Annotated in this window: 19 protein-coding genes; 18 read left to right on the top strand and 1 reads right to left on the bottom strand. The window is 44.7% G+C overall.

The features are described 5' to 3' along the window. The first annotated feature begins 1 nt into the window (after position 1). From M72_RS17295 to atpC, 18 genes are all read left to right on the top strand, one after another. The gene (locus M72_RS17295; protein WP_155208329.1) at positions 2 to 169 is read left to right on the top strand and encodes a hypothetical protein; all 168 of its coding nucleotides are present in this window, start codon (positions 2 to 4) and stop codon (positions 167 to 169) included. 156 nt (positions 170 to 325) lie between these two features. After that, positions 326 to 2,974: a valine--tRNA ligase gene (locus M72_RS01715; protein ID WP_022045466.1), complete on the top strand. Its 2,649-nt coding sequence runs from the start codon at positions 326 to 328 to the stop codon at positions 2,972 to 2,974. Between the two features lie 38 nt (positions 2,975 to 3,012). Further along, positions 3,013 to 4,398: a DUF342 domain-containing protein gene (locus M72_RS01710; protein WP_055066935.1), complete on the top strand. Its 1,386-nt coding sequence runs from the start codon at positions 3,013 to 3,015 to the stop codon at positions 4,396 to 4,398. A gap of 129 nt (positions 4,399 to 4,527) precedes the next feature. After that, a complete protein-coding gene (locus M72_RS17020) occupies positions 4,528 to 4,686 on the top strand; it encodes a hypothetical protein (protein ID WP_022045468.1) in 159 nt (52 codons plus the stop codon). 16 nt (positions 4,687 to 4,702) lie between these two features. Continuing rightward, positions 4,703 to 6,073, top strand: a complete 1,371-nt coding sequence (locus M72_RS01700) for a tetratricopeptide repeat protein (protein WP_055066934.1) — start codon at positions 4,703 to 4,705, stop codon at positions 6,071 to 6,073. 101 nt (positions 6,074 to 6,174) lie between these two features. After that, positions 6,175 to 6,492 (top strand): anti-sigma factor antagonist, encoded by a 318-nt coding sequence (locus tag M72_RS01695; protein WP_022045470.1) that lies wholly within the window; start codon positions 6,175 to 6,177, stop codon positions 6,490 to 6,492. A 1-nt stretch (position 6,493) separates the two neighbouring features. Continuing rightward, positions 6,494 to 6,931 (top strand): anti-sigma F factor, encoded by a 438-nt coding sequence (spoIIAB, locus tag M72_RS01690; protein ID WP_022045471.1) that lies wholly within the window; start codon positions 6,494 to 6,496, stop codon positions 6,929 to 6,931. Beyond that, on the top strand, positions 6,921 to 7,661 hold the full coding sequence (locus tag M72_RS01685; RefSeq protein ID WP_022045472.1) for a sigma-70 family RNA polymerase sigma factor: 741 nt from the start codon (positions 6,921 to 6,923) through the stop codon (positions 7,659 to 7,661). The genes spoIIAB and M72_RS01685 overlap by 11 nt, the downstream gene beginning before the upstream one ends. 71 nt (positions 7,662 to 7,732) lie before the next feature. Continuing rightward, a complete protein-coding gene (locus M72_RS01680) occupies positions 7,733 to 8,506 on the top strand; it encodes an HAD family hydrolase (protein WP_082413717.1) in 774 nt (257 codons plus the stop codon). Then, the gene (locus tag M72_RS01675; RefSeq protein WP_055066933.1) at positions 8,503 to 9,459 is read left to right on the top strand and encodes an L-lactate dehydrogenase; all 957 of its coding nucleotides are present in this window, start codon (positions 8,503 to 8,505) and stop codon (positions 9,457 to 9,459) included. The genes M72_RS01680 and M72_RS01675 overlap by 4 nt, the downstream gene beginning before the upstream one ends. A gap of 226 nt (positions 9,460 to 9,685) precedes the next feature. Further along, positions 9,686 to 10,372 carry a F0F1 ATP synthase subunit A gene (locus tag M72_RS01670; protein ID WP_055066932.1) on the top strand — a complete coding sequence of 229 codons (687 nt, stop codon included), beginning with the start codon at positions 9,686 to 9,688 and terminating at the stop codon, positions 10,370 to 10,372. Positions 10,373 to 10,410: 38 nt separating this feature from the next. After that, positions 10,411 to 10,641, top strand: coding sequence for an ATP synthase F0 subunit C (gene atpE / locus M72_RS01665; RefSeq protein WP_022045476.1), 231 nt, complete (start codon positions 10,411 to 10,413; stop codon positions 10,639 to 10,641). A 44-nt stretch (positions 10,642 to 10,685) separates the two neighbouring features. Continuing rightward, positions 10,686 to 11,138 (top strand): F0F1 ATP synthase subunit B, encoded by a 453-nt coding sequence (atpF, locus tag M72_RS01660; protein WP_055066931.1) that lies wholly within the window; start codon positions 10,686 to 10,688, stop codon positions 11,136 to 11,138. Continuing rightward, entirely contained in the window at positions 11,116 to 11,634 is a 519-nt protein-coding gene (gene atpH / locus M72_RS01655; protein WP_055066930.1) for an ATP synthase F1 subunit delta, read from the top strand. The genes atpF and atpH overlap by 23 nt, the downstream gene beginning before the upstream one ends. Continuing rightward, positions 11,631 to 13,145 carry a F0F1 ATP synthase subunit alpha gene (gene atpA, locus M72_RS01650; RefSeq protein WP_082413716.1) on the top strand — a complete coding sequence of 505 codons (1,515 nt, stop codon included), beginning with the start codon at positions 11,631 to 11,633 and terminating at the stop codon, positions 13,143 to 13,145. Before atpH ends, atpA begins: the two co-directional genes overlap by 4 nt. 12 nt (positions 13,146 to 13,157) lie before the next feature. Further along, positions 13,158 to 14,054 (top strand): ATP synthase F1 subunit gamma, encoded by an 897-nt coding sequence (gene atpG, locus M72_RS01645; RefSeq protein WP_055066928.1) that lies wholly within the window; start codon positions 13,158 to 13,160, stop codon positions 14,052 to 14,054. A 12-nt stretch (positions 14,055 to 14,066) separates the two neighbouring features. Next, a complete protein-coding gene (gene atpD / locus M72_RS01640) occupies positions 14,067 to 15,464 on the top strand; it encodes a F0F1 ATP synthase subunit beta (protein ID WP_022046928.1) in 1,398 nt (465 codons plus the stop codon). Positions 15,465 to 15,484: 20 nt separating this feature from the next. Further along, on the top strand, positions 15,485 to 15,901 hold the full coding sequence (gene atpC / locus M72_RS01635) for an ATP synthase F1 subunit epsilon (protein WP_022046927.1): 417 nt from the start codon (positions 15,485 to 15,487) through the stop codon (positions 15,899 to 15,901). Positions 15,902 to 15,949: 48 nt separating this feature from the next. On the opposite strand, the gene M72_RS01630 is transcribed toward atpC, so the two are convergent. Then, the gene (locus tag M72_RS01630; RefSeq protein ID WP_055066927.1) at positions 15,950 to 17,179 is read right to left on the bottom strand and encodes an EAL and HDOD domain-containing protein; all 1,230 of its coding nucleotides are present in this window, start codon (positions 17,177 to 17,179) and stop codon (positions 15,950 to 15,952) included. Positions 17,180 to 17,301: the final 122 nt, after the last annotated feature.

Below are 17,301 nucleotides of genomic sequence, written 5' to 3'. Positions count from 1 at the left end.
TATGTATAAAAAAGTGATGATGGAGAGGAGTACACATGGAATTCCTGAAAGAGAAGGATATTCATTGAAGTGGAGCATTGGCAGAGTTTTCGTGCAGAATGTTCCTGCAATGGCTGTAAGATATCCACAGGATGCAGTGTGGAAGGTAGCTCCGGAACTGGAATGTTGAATGTGGTACATTGCCCTGTAGGCATTCCCGGATCGTCCCCGTTAAAGGACATGATGAGTATTACAAAGGTGGTACCGCGAGAGTTTTCGCCCTTTGTGCAGAAAAAGAAAAGGCTTTCTGTACAGAGGGCGTTTCATTTATATTAAGGAGGAACACATGAGCAAAGAATTAAGTAAAACATACGATCCGAAAGATATAGAGGATCGTCTCTATAAGAAGTGGGAGGACAATGGGTATTTTCATGCAGAAGTAGACCGCAGCAAGAAACCGTTTACCATTGTGATGCCACCGCCAAATATTACCGGTCAGCTTCACATGGGACATGCACTGGATAATACCATGCAGGATATCCTGATCCGCTACAAGAGAATGCAGGGATACAATGCACTGTGGCAGCCGGGTACGGATCACGCATCCATCGCTACAGAGGTAAAGGTGATCCAGAGTTTAAAAGAGCAGGGCATCAATAAGGCGGACCTGACCCGTGAAGAGTTCCTGGATAAGTGCTGGGAGTGGAGAAAAGAATACGGCGGACGTATTGTAAAGCAGCTGCGCAAACTTGGTTCTTCCGCAGACTGGCAGCGTGAGCGCTTTACGATGGATGAAGGATGTTCCCATGCGGTACAGGAAGTATTCACCAAGTTATATAAGAAGGGCTGGATTTATAAAGGTTCCCGTATTGTCAACTGGTGTCCGGTATGTAAGACTTCCATTTCCGATGCGGAAGTTGAGCATGAAGAGCAGGATGGATTTTTCTGGCATATCAATTATCCGGTTGTTGGAGAGGAAGGCCGCTTCGTAGAGATTGCCACCACACGTCCGGAGACACTGTTTGGTGATACTGCGGTGGCAGTAAACCCGGACGATGAGCGTTATAAAGATATTGTCGGAAAGACTTTAAAGCTTCCGATGACGGACCGCGAAATACCGGTGATCGCAGATGCTTATGTAGACAAGGAATTTGGAACCGGATGCGTAAAGATCACTCCGGCACATGACCCGAACGATTTTGAGGTTGGAAAGCGTCATAATCTGGAAGAAATTGTTGTCATCAACGACGATGCAACGATGAATGAAAAAGCCGGAAAATATGCCGGAATGGACCGCTACGAGTGCCGGAAAGCACTGGTGGATGATCTTAAGAAAGAGGGACTTCTGGTAAAAGTTGTTCCACATTCCCACAATGTCGGTGTGCATGACCGCTGTCATACAACGGTTGAGCCGATGATCAAGCAGCAGTGGTTTGTAAAGATGGATGAGATGATCAAGCCGGCTGTGGAAGGTGTGAAGAACGGAGATATCAAACTTCTTCCAAAGCGTATGGACAAGACCTACTTTAACTGGACCGACAACATCCGTGACTGGTGTATCAGCCGTCAGCTGTGGTGGGGACACCGCATTCCGGCATGGTACTGCGATGACTGTGGCGAGATGGTAGTATCCATCGAAAATCCTGGCAAGTGTCCGAAGTGCGGATGTACACATATGACACAGGATCCGGATACGCTTGATACCTGGTTCTCTTCTGCACTGTGGCCATTCTCTACGTTAGGCTGGCCGGAAAAGACCGAGGATCTGGATTATTTTTATCCGAACGATGTGCTGGTAACCGGATACGATATTATTTTCTTCTGGGTTATCCGTATGATTTTCTCCGGATATGAGCAGATGGGTAAGGCACCGTTCCATACCGTACTGTTCCACGGACTGGTACGTGACTCCCAGGGACGCAAGATGAGTAAATCACTGGGCAATGGTATTGATCCACTGGAAGTCATTGACAAGTATGGCGCAGATGCACTTCGTCTGACACTGATTACCGGAAATGCACCGGGAAATGACATGCGGTTCTACTGGGAGCGTGTGGAGGCATCCCGTAACTTCGCCAATAAAGTATGGAATGCATCCCGTTTTATCATGATGAATCTGGATGGATTTGAACTCCATACGCCGTCAAAGGATGAGTTACATGCAGCAGACAAGTGGATTCTTTCCAAGGTGAATACCCTTGCAAAAGATGCCACAGAAAATATGGATAAATTTGAACTCGGAATTGCTGTACAGAAAGTATACGATTTCATCTGGGATGAGTTCTGTGACTGGTACATTGAGATCGCAAAAGTCCGTACCTATAAAAAGGATGAAGATCCGGTATCTGCCAATGCAGCACTGTGGACCTTAAAGACCGTACTGACCGAGGCATTGAAACTGTTACATCCGTATATGCCATTTATCACAGAAGAAATCTTCTGTACATTACAGTCAGAGGAAGAGACGATTATGCTCTCCAAGTGGCCGGAGTACAAAGAAGAGTGGAACTTCCCGGCAGAGGAATCTGCCATTGAGCACTGTAAGGATCTCGTTAAGGGAATCCGTAATGTCCGCACAGAAATGGATGTTCCGCCATCAAGAAAGGCAAAGCTTTATATTACATCTGAGGATGCAGGGCTTCGCACTGTTTTTGAAGAAAATAAGGAAGTATATGTAAATCTTGCTTCTACCAGCGAGATTATAGTACAGGCAGACAAAAACGGTATCAGTGAGGATGCGGTTTCCGTTGTGATTCCAGGAGCAGTTCTTTATCTGCCACTGGAGGATCTGGTAGATTTTGAAAAAGAAAAAGAGCGTTTGCATAAAGAAAAAGATAAGCTGACGAAGGAACTTGCACGTTCTAAGGGCATGCTTTCCAATGAAAAATTCTTAAATAACGCAAAACCAGAAAAGGTACAGGAAGAGAAAGACAAGCTGGCAAAGTATGAGCAGATGATGGCTCAGGTAGAAGCGCGGCTGGCACAAATGAAATAAATGGTTTCGGATTTCTATAGCAGAGAGGGGAAAATGCCATGGAAGATATTTCAATGAGAGGTGCGGTTGTTCGGATTTCACAGGATAGTATGGAAGCATATTTGACATTGCAGCCGCCGGAGAACGGAGAGGGATACACATTATCAGAGCTGGTGCGGTATATCCGCACCCAGCGGGTAACCAATGGAATTGACGAAGCGGCGATCCAGGAGATGATCGATGGCGGAGTGTACATGAGAGATGTATGTATTGCAAAAGGACAGCCACCGGTCAATGCAGAAAATGGCCGCTATGAACTTCATTTCAATCCGGATGTGGATGGAAAACCAAAGGTCAAGGAGGATGGTTCCATAGATTACTGGAGCATCCGTACAGTGGAGATGGTAAAAGAAGGTCAGACAATTGCCACCTACTATCCACCAACCGAGGCGGTAAACGGGATGAATGTTTCGGGAAAGCCGATACTGGCAGTCCGTGGCAAGCCATTGCAGCCACTCCGCGGAAAAGGATTTCACTGTACAGAAGACGGAAGTACTTATATTGCAGACCTGTCTGGAAAGATTGAAATGACAAACGGAAAGATCCGGATATCCGCAGTTTATGAAATTCCCGGTGATGTGGGAATCGGTACAGGAAATGTGGAATATCACGGAGATGTTATAATCCACGGTGGAATCAAACCGGGGGCAAAGGTAAGTACGAGTGGAAGTCTCACGGTAGACGGTATCTGCGAGAACTGTGTGATTGAAGCGGGAAAAGATATTGTCCTGCGAAGCGGTGTTCTCGGTGGAAACAAGACCAGTATTCGTGCAGGTGGGAATATCCACGCAAAATTTTTCGAATACTGTAAGGTGAAAGCCGATGGCTTTATTGAAGTGACTTATGCATTAGACAGTCATATGATCAGTTTTGATCATATTTATGTAACCGGAAAAAAGGGAAGTATCATTGGCGGATATGCCTACGCAATCAGTGGAATGGATGTGAATGTAATCGGAAATTCCACGGAAGTAAAGACACAGGTGCATGTCGGAGTCAGTGCGCAGATGCGGCAGGAACTGTCGGATCTGCAGAAATCCATTGAAGAAAATGGGGAAGTGATCAAGAAGATTACCACCGGGCTGAAACAGTTTGAACTGGTGGCTGCGCAAAAAGGAATTGATGTATCGAAAGATCCGCGCAGAACCGAGCTTCTTCGTGCCAAAATGAAAACGCAGGCAGATATTGCTGAAAGCCAAAAAGCGGTAGATCGTCTGGAAGAACTGGTCAAACGCGGGGAAAATGCAAAGATCAGTGTCGTACGCAAAGTGTATTCCGGATGTGTTGTAACCATTGACCAGCAGACGCTTACCGTAAAAGAACTGCAGGAATCCGTTTGTTTTCAGAAGAAAAAAGAAGGGGTTGTGATGATCTCTCTCAAGTAAACAGATGCAGTTCCTGTAATATTTCCGAGAAATAATGCGAATAAATTTACTTGCATATCCAATGCATTATATTATAATTAAGATACATGGGAACGCAGAACCTGTATATCGCAAAAAGGAGCAGGAGAAATGATTAATTTTGAAAAGGAGCTGAAAAATTTTCAGCCGAGTCTGGAAGTGGAAGAAGCCGAGGCGGCGATTTATAACCATGATCTGACAGACGTAACGGATATTATTACCGAAATATTGCGTGATGTACGTCAGAATGGCCAGCAGTTAGGACAGTAATGAAAAAGAGGAAGAAATGATTTGTTATAAATGTGGACAGGAGGTTGGAAATGCAAAGCGCTGCCCGAATTGCGGGGCAGATCTTTCCGTATTTTTGAAAGTGCGTCACATTTCCAACGCATATTATAATCTGGGGCTGGAACAGGCGGGCGTGAGAAATCTTTCCGGAGCGATTGTCAGCCTGAAAAACAGTCTGAAGTTTAATAAATATAATATTGATGCACGAAATCTTCTGGGATTGATTTATTGCGAGACAGGAGAAGTGGTAGATGCCTTAAGTGAATGGGTGATCAGCCGCAGTTATCAGCCGAAGGACAATCTTGCCAGTCATTATCTTGATGAGATCCAGCAGGACCGGGGAAGATTGGATTCCGTAAATCAGACGATTAAAAAATATAACCAGGCATTGCACTATTGCAAGCAGGACAGTCGGGATCTGGCAATTATCCAGCTGAAAAAGGTACTTTCGCTGAATCCGAAGCTTGTCAAGGCACATCAGCTGCTGGCGCTTCTTTATCTGCAGGACAATAAGCTGGAACTGGCAAAAAAAACTTTGCGCAATGCGGGAAAGATTGATACAAATAATACAACCACCCTGCGTTATCTGCGCGAAGTGAATGCAAGACTGAAGGAAAAAAGTCCTTCCAAAAAGCCGAAGGATGATGATCTGATTTCTTATCAAAGTGGAAATGAGACCATTATCATGCCGAAGCGGTTTAAGGAATCTTCGATTGGGGCAACATTGGTATATATCGTGATCGGACTAATCGTGGGTACTGCGATTACCGCGTTTCTGATCGTGCCGAGCGTCCGCAACAAGGCAAAAGAAGAGGCACAGAGAAAACTGGTTGAGGCGAGTGATACCATTTCCACGAATGGACAGACAATCAAAGATCTGGAAGGACAGGTGGAGGATCTGAAAAATCAGCTGGAGGAGCAGACGACCAACAACGAAAAGGTCAAGGTTAAGATATCCACTTATGAAAATCTCCTACAGGCATGTGTTTCCTATTATGGATCAAAGGATGTGACGACTGCGGGAGAGACGCTGGACAAAGTAAAGACGAAGTATCTGTCCGATAAAGCCAAAACCATATATGATGATATCCATGGGGAGGTACAGGATAAGTATCTGAATCAGCTTTACAAGGAAGGCTATAGTTTGTACTCCCGTGGAAAGTATAAGGACGCCATCGATACATTAAAACAGATTACGGATGAGCAGGAAGATTTCCAGGACGGATCAGCTGCCTATTATCTGGCACAGTCCTACCGGAAAAACGGGGACCTGAAATCTGCAAAACCGTATTATCAGTATGTAATTGAAAATTATCCGGATACGGAGCGGGCGAGAACGTCACAGAATTATGTAGACGCACAGGAATAAAAAGGAACACATTGCATTACAAAAGACACTACAGTACAGGTTACTGTCGGTGTCTTTTTTTGCTTATTTATAAAGAAGTAAGGGAAAGGAAGAGGTTTTATATGGAAGCAGCATATCGAAAGGAAGCGGACTGCATGATTGTGCCGATGCCGCGGGAGGTGGATCATCATGTGGCAGGCAATATGAGCAGGGAAATAGATCTGTTGGCGGAAAGCTGGCATGTTCACAGGATTGTATTTGATTTTGCGGGGACTGATTTTATGGACAGTTCCGGAATCGGTATATTAATAGGAAGAAAAAAGACGATGGACATGCATGCAGGAAAAGTGACAGCGGTAAATCTGGGAGAACGGGTGTATAAAATATTTGAAAAATCCGGGTTGTTTCAGATTATTTCATTGGAAGAGGAGGAAAAATAAAATGGTGCAGGAAAATCATATGCAGGTTCATTTTGATGCAAAATCCGTAAATGAGGGATTGGCACGCATGGTTGTGACCGCATTTATGACAAATATGAATCCGACGCTGGAGCAGATTGCAGATGTAAAGACAGCAGTGAGTGAGGCTGTGACAAATGCCATTATCCATGGATACGAAGATGAAACGAAACAGGTGGAACTGACCTGTGACCAAAACGGTCAGCAATTGGTGGTAACGGTGGAAGATCACGGAGTCGGAATTGAAGATCTTGAACAGGCATTGCAGCCTTTTTTTACTACAAAACCGGAATTGGAACGTTCCGGTATGGGCTTTTCCTTTATGGAGGCATTTATGGATCGGATTGAGGTACGGTCAAAAAAAGGAGAAGGAACACGTGTGGTTATGTGGAAATACATAGAAAGGGAACGTGAGCAGTAAGATACCGGCAAAAGAGGAAAATGGACGACAGAACATCCAGAGGGCGCAGCAGGGAGACCGGAAGATCAGGCAGCAGATGATAACCGAGAATATGGGGCTGGTTTATATGGTGGCGAAACGATTTGCAAACCGGGGAACCGATTTGCAGGATCTGACACAGATCGGAGTGATTGGTCTGATCAAGGCGATCGACCGGTTTGACACTTCGCTATCCTACTCTTTTTCTACCTATGCGGTTCCGCTTATTATGGGGGAAATCCGGAGATTTTTACGGGATGACGGTATGATTCATACGAGTCGCCAGATGAAAGAACATGCAAGAAAAATAGCAATTGTCAGAGAACAAATGAAAAAGACACAAAATAAGGAGCCGACATTGCAGGAACTGGCGGAAAAGACAGGAATTGCCATTGAAGATCTGGTGGTGGCAATGGAAGCAGGAAGAGAGGTGGATTCTTTTTCACGACCGGTGACGGAAAATGACGGAAAAGTGCTGACTTTGGAAGAAAAGCTGGAGGATAATCACCGGTTTGAAACTCCGCTTCTGAATCATATTGCATTGAAACAGGCGATCGACCAGCTGCCGGAGGAAGAGGCACAGCTGATAAAATTTCGCTATATGGACAATCTTTCCCAGGCAGAAACAGCAAAGCGCATGGGGAAAAATCAGGTATCCGTATCGCGCAGTGAGAGGAAGATACTGGAAAAACTTCGCAGAAAAATGTTGTAGCTACCACTTACAGGTACAGGGAAAATCTGGTATAATTTGCACGTAAAAGATCACAAAAGGGAGAAATTAACATGGGAGAATATTTGCAGGAAGCCGTGTTGCCGGTGCAGTACGACAATTATGTGTTTGATCTGTACGGGACACTGGTGGATATCCACACAGAGGAAGATTTTCCAAAACTGTGGGAGAAACTGGCATTGTTTTTTGGATATTACGGGGCCATTTATGAACCGAAGGAATTGCAGAAGCGCTATGCGGCACTTGTCAGCGACTGTGAGCGCGCGTTGAAAAAGACGCTGGAAGAGGACAGGCATTATACGCATGAGGCATCTCCGGAGATTGAGATCGGGGAAGTGTTTGAAAAACTGTATCAGGAAAAAGGGATCGTGGCCGATAAGACCCTTGCCATACATACCGGACAGTTTTTCCGTGCGCTGTCTACCGATTATGTCCGTTTGTATCCGGGGACACAGCAGATGCTTGCCAGTCTGAAAAAAATGGACAAAAAAGTATATCTGTTATCGAATGCCCAGCGCATTTTTACCGCATATGAAATGAATGTTTTAGGCATTACAAAATATTTTGATGATATTTTGATTTCTTCGGATTATCACACCAAAAAACCGGATAAACGTTTCTTTCATATATTGTTGGAGCGGCATAAGCTGGATGTGTCACATTCCCTGTATATCGGGAATGACAGCCGTTGTGATGTCGGTGGTGCAAAAGGTGTCGGAATGCCGGTGTTTTATGTAAATTCCAATATTTCCCCGAAAAATGATGACGGAAAAGAGGCAGACTATATTGTAGAGAATTTTTGTGCCTGGAAGGAGGTAACCATATGAGTAAATTAAAATCAGGAAAAGTAGCAATTATCGGATGTGGATTTGTCGGTTCTGCATCTGCATTCGCCCTGATGCAGAGCGGATTATTTACCGAGATGGTGCTTTTGGATGCAAACCATCAGAAAGCAGAAGGGGAAGCCGAAGATATCGTACACGGAATTCCGTTTGGAAGACCGATGCAGATTTATGCCGGAGATTATGATGATATTGCGGATGCAGCCATTATTGTAATTACAGCAGGTGCAAATCAGAAGCCGGACGAAACACGGCTGGATCTGGTAAACAAAAACATTGCAATTTTCCAGTCGATTATTCCGGAAATTACAAAAAGAGATTTTGAAGGAATTCTTCTGATTGTTGCAAATCCGGTAGATATTCTGACTTACACGGCGCAGAAACTGTCCGGTTATCCGGAAAAACGGGTAATTGGTTCTGGAACTGTGCTGGATTCTGCCAGACTGAAGTATCATCTGGGACAGCATCTGGGAGTGGACAGCAGAAGTGTACATGCTTTTATCGTGGGAGAACACGGGGACAGTGAGATTGCGGCATGGAGCAGTGCGAATATATCCGGAATACCGCTGGACAATTTCTGTGAGATGCGGGGGCACTATAATCATATGGAAGCAACGGAACGTATCGCCGCGGAGGTAAAACAGAGTGCCTATGAGATTATTTCCAAAAAAGGAGCCACATATTATGGAATTGCCATGTCAGTTAAGCGCATCTGCGAAGCAATCATAAGAGATGAAAAATCAATTCTGCCGATTTCGACCATGCTGCACGGAGAGTATGGAATCTCAGACGTGGTGTTAAGTCTGCCGTGTATCGTTGGCCGCGATGGCTATGAAACCAAGGTTCCAATCGATCTGGATCAGGAGGAAGTTTCCAAACTGCATGAGTCTGCAAATACGCTGAAAGAAGTTCTTTCGAAGTTCTTTGCCGAAAATTAGTTTTTTTGTGCTTGCATTTTTTGGAAGAAAGGGGTAGAATACCACAGTGGGTAGAGCAAAGGCGTCGTAATGTATGTACGACGCCTCTTTTTATATATAAAGTGTATGACCATATGAGAAATATACAAATATGACATATAGTTTATATAAAAAAAACGTTTTACTTTTTACAATATGACAAATATAATAGCTTTTGATTCAAAAGTTAAGAAAGGAAGTGAGACTGTTGGATGCGTTGGTAAAGAATCTGATGGAGGAGCTGAATTGCGATACCGTCTTTACAATCCCGCTGTTTGGTGGCATTCCGATCTATGAATCGGTTGTTGTTACATGGATCATCATGGCGGTCATTCTTCTTTTGTGTCTGATCCTTGTCAGAGGACTCAGAGTTGAGAATCCAAGCCGTAAGCAGGTAGTACTTGAACTTGCTGTTTCAAAACTGTATGGATTCTTTGAGGACACGATAGGAGAAAACGGTAAAGCGTACATTCCGTACCTGGCAGCAGTTGCCATCTACATAGGAATTGCCAACCTCATCGGCCTATTAGGCTTCAAGCCACCGACAAAAGACATGAATGTCACGGTAGCGCTTGCATTGATGAGTATCATCTTAATTGAAGCAGCAGGAGTGAGAAAGAAAGGAACCAAAGGCTGGTTAAAGAGCTTTGCGGAACCAATGCCTGTAGTTCTTCCAATTAACATTCTTGAGATATTCATCAAACCATTATCACTTTGTATGCGATTGTTTGGAAACGTACTTGGTTCCTTCGTTATTATGGAGTTACTGAAGATGGTGGTTCCACCCGTACTTCCAGCAATATTCAGTTGTTACTTTGATATTTTTGACGGACTGATTCAGGCATACGTATTTGTATTCCTTACAGGCTTGTTCATCAAGGAAGCAACGGAGTAACACACTAATTAACTGAGAAAAGAAAAGGAGAAAACATTATGTCAGCATCATTATTTGTAGCAATCGGAGCAGGAGTAGCAGTATTAACAGGTATCGGAGCAGGTCTTGGAATCGGTAAGGCAACAGGTTCTGCAGTAGACGCTATCGCAAGACAGCCGGAAGCAGAAGGTAAGATTTCCAAAGCATTACTTCTTGGTTGTGCACTTGCCGAGGCAACCGCTATTTACGGTTTCGTTATTGCATTACTTATCATTCTTTTCTTAAAATAATGATTACCTGCGTAATTATTACATTAAGAAAGGAGCAGTAAACTATGCTGAGTTTAAATCCATGGGATATCTTGTGGACGATCGTAAATCTGCTTGTTTTATATGCAATCTTTCGTAAGTTTTTGTTTCAGCCGGTCATGAATATCATTCATGAGAGAGAGGACATGATCAACAAACAGTTCGAGGATGCCCAAAAACAGCAGGACGATGCAGCGCAGATGAAGAGTGAGTATGAGAACCAGTTAAAGGGTGCCAGAGAAAAGGCAGATCAGATCATTCTCGATGCGAAGACGCGTGCACAGGAAGAATATAACAATAAAATGGAAGCAACCAGGGTCGAAGCAGATCATATGCTTGAGAAAGCAAAGAGTGATATTGCAAATGAGCAGGAAAAGGCAACAAGAGATGCTCAGGCAAAGATTGCAGAGCTTGCTTTGCTGGCTGCTAAGAAGATTATGAAGACGGGTGAAGCACATGACGCAGGCAGCAGTAAATAGTGCCAAGGTACTATACCGGCTGTCTGTCAGCAGAGAGGATGTCGAGAAAGCGGAAAAACTTTTCTTTATGACACCGCAACTGCAGAAAGTTCTGACGAGCCCGGTCGTACCGGCAGCAAAAAAGTATGAAATTATCGATCAGGTATTTGCACTGGAAACGACAGAAGATGTGCTGGTCCGGTACATGAAGATCATGTGCAGGATTGGTAACATGACCGAGATGCAGGATATTTTCCAATATTATTATAAATACTGGGATCAGATGCATCATGTGGTTCGTGCGGACCTGATTTATGCCGAGACTCCGAGCAAAGAAGAGGAGGCCGAGGCGAAAGAAATTCTGGATAAAAACTATCCGGATAGTGAGATTACCCTGACGCAGAGTGTGGATGAGTCGCTGATCGGTGGCTATGTTGTTAAGGTGGGATATAAAGAATATGACCACAGCTATGAAGGACGTCTGCGTCAGTTACAAAGAAAACTTACAGGGAGGTGACCCCTTTGGGCGCTATTAGTGCAACAGATATTATCTCCATTATTCAGGGTGAGATCGAAAATATCAACTGGGATGAACAAAGCCGTGAGACAGGTGAGGTCATCTGGGTCGGTGATGGAATTGTTACCGTATACGGAATTGATCATGCAATGTATGGCGAGATCGTAGCCTTTGAAAACGGAGTCAAAGGAATGGTTCAGGATGTCAGACAGAATGAAATCGGTATTATTCTTTTTGGTCGTGATACCGGAATCAAAGAAGGAACCAAAGTGGTTCGTACCAAGAAAAAAGCCGGTATTCCGGTCGGTGATGCGTTTGTAGGAAGAGTAATCAATGCACTCGGTGAGCCGATTGACGGAAACGGTGATGTAAAAGAGGATGATTATCGTCCGATCGAGCAGGAAGCTCCTGGTATCATCGACAGACAAAGCGTAGACACACCAATGGAGACCGGTATTCTTTCCATTGATTCCATGTTCCCAATCGGACGTGGACAGCGTGAGTTGATCATTGGTGACCGTCAGACAGGTAAGACATCCATTGCAACAGATACCATTATCAACCAGAGAGGCAAAGATGTAATCTGTATTTACGTTGCCATTGGTCAGAAGGCATCTACCGTTGCAAAGATTGTAAATACATTAAAGAAACATGATGCCATGGATTATTCCATCGTAGTATCTTCTACAGCCAGTGATCCGGCATCTTTACAGTACATAGCTCCATATGCAGGAACTGCCATGGCAGAATATTTTATGCACAAGGGCAAGGATGTTCTCATTGTATATGATGATCTGTCCAAGCATGCGGTTGCATACCGTGCAATTTCCCTTCTGCTTGAGCGTTCCCCGGGACGTGAGGCTTATCCTGGTGATGTATTCTACTTACACTCCAGACTGCTTGAGCGTTCCAGTCATCTGAGTGACAAGTTAGGTGGCGGTTCCATCACTGCACTGCCGATTATTGAAACACAGGCCGGTGATGTTTCCGCATATATTCCTACCAACGTTATTTCCATTACCGATGGTCAGATCTTCCTCGAGAGCAACCTGTTCAACGCAGGTATGAGACCAGCCGTAAACGTAGGACTTTCCGTATCCCGAGTCGGTGGTGCAGCCCAGACAAAGGCAATGAAGAAAGCATCCGGTAGTATCCGTATCGATCTGGCACAGTACCGTGAGATGGAAGTGTTCACACAGTTTGCTTCTGATCTGGATGATGCAACAAAAGCACAGCTGCAGCACGGAAAAGCTCTGATGGAGCTGTTGAAGCAGCCGCTGAGTCATCCGCTTTCCATGCATGAGCAGGTATTAACCCTGTGCATGGCAACGGACGGTGTATTCGATAAGATACCTACCAGACAGGTAAAACAGTATCAGAAAGATATCCTGGATTTCATGGATCTGAAACATCCGGAGATCGGAAAAGAAATTGAGCAGACAAAAGCTTTATCCGATGAACTGAGACAGAAAATCAAAGATGCTGCAGCAGAGTTCGCAGCAGAACAGTAAGCAGGTGTTACGATGGCAAATGCAAAAGAAATTCAGGATCGAATGAAGAGTATCAATGATACATTAAAGATTACAAATGCAATGTACATGATTTCTTCTTCGAAATTAAAGAAATCTAAAAAAATGCTGACGGACACAGAACCGTATTTCTTTACCCTGCAATCTGAGATGAGCCGTATTCTGCGGCATTTGCCGGATCTGGACAGTATTTATTTCAGGTCCACAGATGAGATTCCGGAAGAAGAAAAACGGATCGCTTATATGGTGGTTACGGCGGATAAGGGACTGGCAGGATCTTACAACCACAATATTTTAAAAATTGCGGAAGAGGAACTTGCAAAGCACCCGAAACGTCAGCTGTATGTGCTTGGTGAAGTCGGAAGACATTATTTTGAAGAACGTGGAATTGAGATCAACAAACAGTTCCATTATACGATTCAGAATCCGACATTGAACCGTGCACGAAATATCTCTGAGGAACTTCTCGAAGATTACCGTCAGGGAGAGTTTGATGAAATCTATATCATTTATACCTCAATGGTCAATGCGATGCAGGAAGAAGCAGAAATCCTGCAGCTGCTTCCACTGAAAAAAGCAGATTTCCACAACGTGGAGATTCCGCTGGATGTCAGACGTGAGGAGCTTGCCCTGCGTCCATCGGCAGATGCAGTGATGAATCGTATTGTTCCGGACTATGTGGTAGGATTTGTTTATGGTGCGCTGGTAGAATCCTTCTCCTGCGAGCAGAATGCCCGTATGATGGCGATGGAGGCAGCAACCAACAGCGCAAAGGATATGCTTCATGAGCTGGATATCATGTATAACCGTGCCAGACAGGCAGCGATTACCCAGGAGATCACAGAGGTAATTGCGGGAGCAAAATCCCAGAAGCGCAAGAAAAAGAGATAATGGAGGCCTAGGATGAAAACAGGAAAAATCATACAGGTTATGGGACCTGTTGTGGACGTTGAATTTGAAGACGAAGAATTGCCTGCAATCAGAGACGCTCTGGAAGTACAAAATGGTGACAAAAAATGTATCATGGAGGTTGCACAGCATATAGGAAATAATACGGTACGCTGTATTATGCTTGCAGCCAGTGAAGGACTTCACCGTGATATGGAAGTCATTGCAACCGGAAGCGGTATCAAGACACCAGTTGGTGAGGCAACACTGGGACGTCTGTTCAACGTATTAGGAGAAACAATTGATGACGGAAAGCCGATCGGGGATGCTCCAAAGTGGGTGATCCACAGAGAGCCGCCAGCATTTGAAGATCAGAACCCTGCAGAGGAAATCTTAGAGACCGGTATCAAGGTCATCGACTTACTTGCCCCATATGCAAAGGGTGGTAAGATTGGTCTGTTCGGTGGTGCCGGTGTAGGGAAAACCGTATTGATCCAGGAGCTGATCAGTAATATTGCAACAGAGCACGGTGGATATTCCATTTTCACCGGTGTCGGGGAGCGTTCCCGTGAAGGAAATGATCTGTGGACCGAAATGGGCGAATCCGGTGTACTTGAAAAAACAGCCTTAGTGTTTGGACAGATGAATGAGCCGCCAGGGGCTCGTATGCGTGTCGCTGAGACCGGACTTACCATGGCTGAGTATTTCCGTGATGAGCAGCATAAAAATGTGCTTCTCTTCATTGATAACATTTTCCGTTTCACACAGGCCGGATCAGAGGTATCCGCACTGCTTGGACGTATGCCGTCAGCCGTAGGTTATCAGCCGACACTGGCTACGGAGATGGGTGAATTACAGGAGAGGATCGCTTCTACAAAGAATGGATCTATCACTTCCGTACAGGCTGTATATGTACCAGCCGATGACCTGACAGACCCGGCACCAGCTACGACATTTGCACATCTGGATGCAACAACCGTACTTTCCAGAAAGATCGTTGAGCAGGGTATTTATCCGGCGGTTGATCCTCTGGAGTCATCTTCCCGTATCCTTGAGCCGGATATTGTTGGGGAGGAGCATTATGAAGTTGCACGTAAAGTGCAGGAGATCCTTCAGAAGTATAAGGAATTGCAGGATATCATTGCAATTCTTGGTATGGAAGAGCTGGCAGATGAAGATAAAGTCCTGGTATACCGTGCAAGAAAGATTCAGAAGTTCCTGTCACAGCCGTTCCACGTAGCAGAGAACTTTACCGGTATCAAAGGTGTATATGTTCCTTTGAAAGAAACAATCCGCGGATTCAAGGCAATTTTAGATGGTGAGATGGATGAATATCCGGAGAATGCATTCTTCAATGCAGGAACCATCGAAGATGTCAGGAAGAAAGCAGAGCAGATGGAGCAGAACGCATAGCATAAAGAACGGAGATCATTATGGCAGGCAATACATTCTATTTAAAAATTATATCTGCGAACCGTGTGTTCTTTTCCGGAAGATGCCGTTCTCTGATCGTTCCGGAATATGATGGGCAGAAAGAAATTCTGGCCCATCATGAGGATATGGTCATCGCCATTGATGAGGGCGAGATGAGGTTTCAGCCGGAAGGCACGGATAACTGGGAATATGCAGTAGTCGGAATGGGATTTGTCGAGATCGTCAATAACCGTGTGACACTTCTCGTGGAGACTGCAGAGCGTCCGGAGGAAATCGATGTGGCAAGAGCCCGCGAAGCAAAAGAGCGTGCAGAGGAGCAGATGCGCCAGAAGCAGAGTATCCGTGAGTATTACCACTCAAGAGCTTCTCTTTCCCGTGCGATGGCACGTCTGAAAGGAACCAGCGGAAGAAAATAAAACAATAAAAAAGGATGCACGTTTTGTGCATCCTTTTTTTATCTGACATTATTCATTCATGGTAATCAGTTTTGCATACCATTGCAGGGAAGAAACCCATGCATGGGAAACATCCGGAATTTCGATGTTTTTAAGCACCAGCTGGCGGGAAACTTCCTGCCATTCTGCCGATTCGTATTTTACAATAAAGTGAAGCACTTCTGCCAGGGAACCGGTATGTTCCAGAAGGGCGGTGCGGATCTTGCCCGATACACGCACCATGGAGAGAGCTTCTTCCATGGAACAATCCAGAATAATATCCAGAATCGAGAAAAGACCGGTCAGAAACAGTTCCTGGGAACGCATTGCCATGCCAAAGACCGGTGCAAGATTTTCTGCAAACTTGGCACGCAGCAGGGAAAGGCGCATCAGTTCATTAGGCTTGTCAGAACACAGTTTCTCAATAACGGTTGTCTGAATCCAGCGCGTCAGATCCTTCTGCCCCAGCATTGAGACAGCAACCCGCACGGAAGTGATTTCGGAATTAAAGGAGCGTGTATTTGCCAGCCGCAGCAGGGAGATGATAAGAGCCGTGTCCTGACTGATAATATCAGCCGCTTTGGTCAGGTCAAAATCATCTTCTTCAATCAGATTCAGAAGGGAAATGTAATTGATCTTCAGGGGCGATACTTTATGTTCGCCGCGTGTGACCGGCATACGGAAAAAGGTTCCTTCAAATAAAGAAATTGTTTCTGCAGGACTGAGTTTTCCGAAAGTTTCCATGTCCGGAATGTTGCTGGCACAGATACAGATATCCGGATACAGTTTGCGGAAATAGAAAGAAGCCTTGACGGCATCTATTTTCTGGCAGTCAATCAGAACGTAGTCCATCTGTGACAGAATCGGTGCGTAGTCTTCGTAGCAGTGAACAGGAAGATTACGGATTGCAAAATGATATCCGAATTCGCGCAGTTCGCGGATGCGGTCTGTATACATGGATACCGGAGGAAATGTCTGGTCAATCAGGAGAATCGGTGCATGGTTTGTATTTTTGCATTCGGATTCCAGACTGCTGAAAATAGAGATATTATTTAAAGATACAAAAATCGGTTTTCCTCCGGAGAGTGTGGTGGTTCCAAGCTCCTGAATCAGTTCCAGCCCATCTACATAGGCAGCTCCGTCAAACTGTCTGGAACCAAGAAGGCTTGGGTTCATAAGAAAGTTATTTTTTCTGGTAAACAGAGAATAAGCACTAACGGACATATTTCGGTCAAAAAAAGGAATGAGTGTAAGCATCATAAGCGTATCTCCTATTCTATCATGTAAATCCCTGATGTAAGTTTATCTTTGGATTTATTATACTATATAATGCTTAAAGAAACAAATATTTTGTGCAATGTGGTGAAAAAAGAAACAAAGCA

Origin of the sequence: Roseburia faecis, from assembly GCF_001406815.1 — a bacterium.
Lineage (GTDB): Bacteria > Bacillota > Clostridia > Lachnospirales > Lachnospiraceae > Roseburia > Roseburia faecis.
This window is presented reverse-complemented; position numbering and strand designations above follow the sequence as displayed.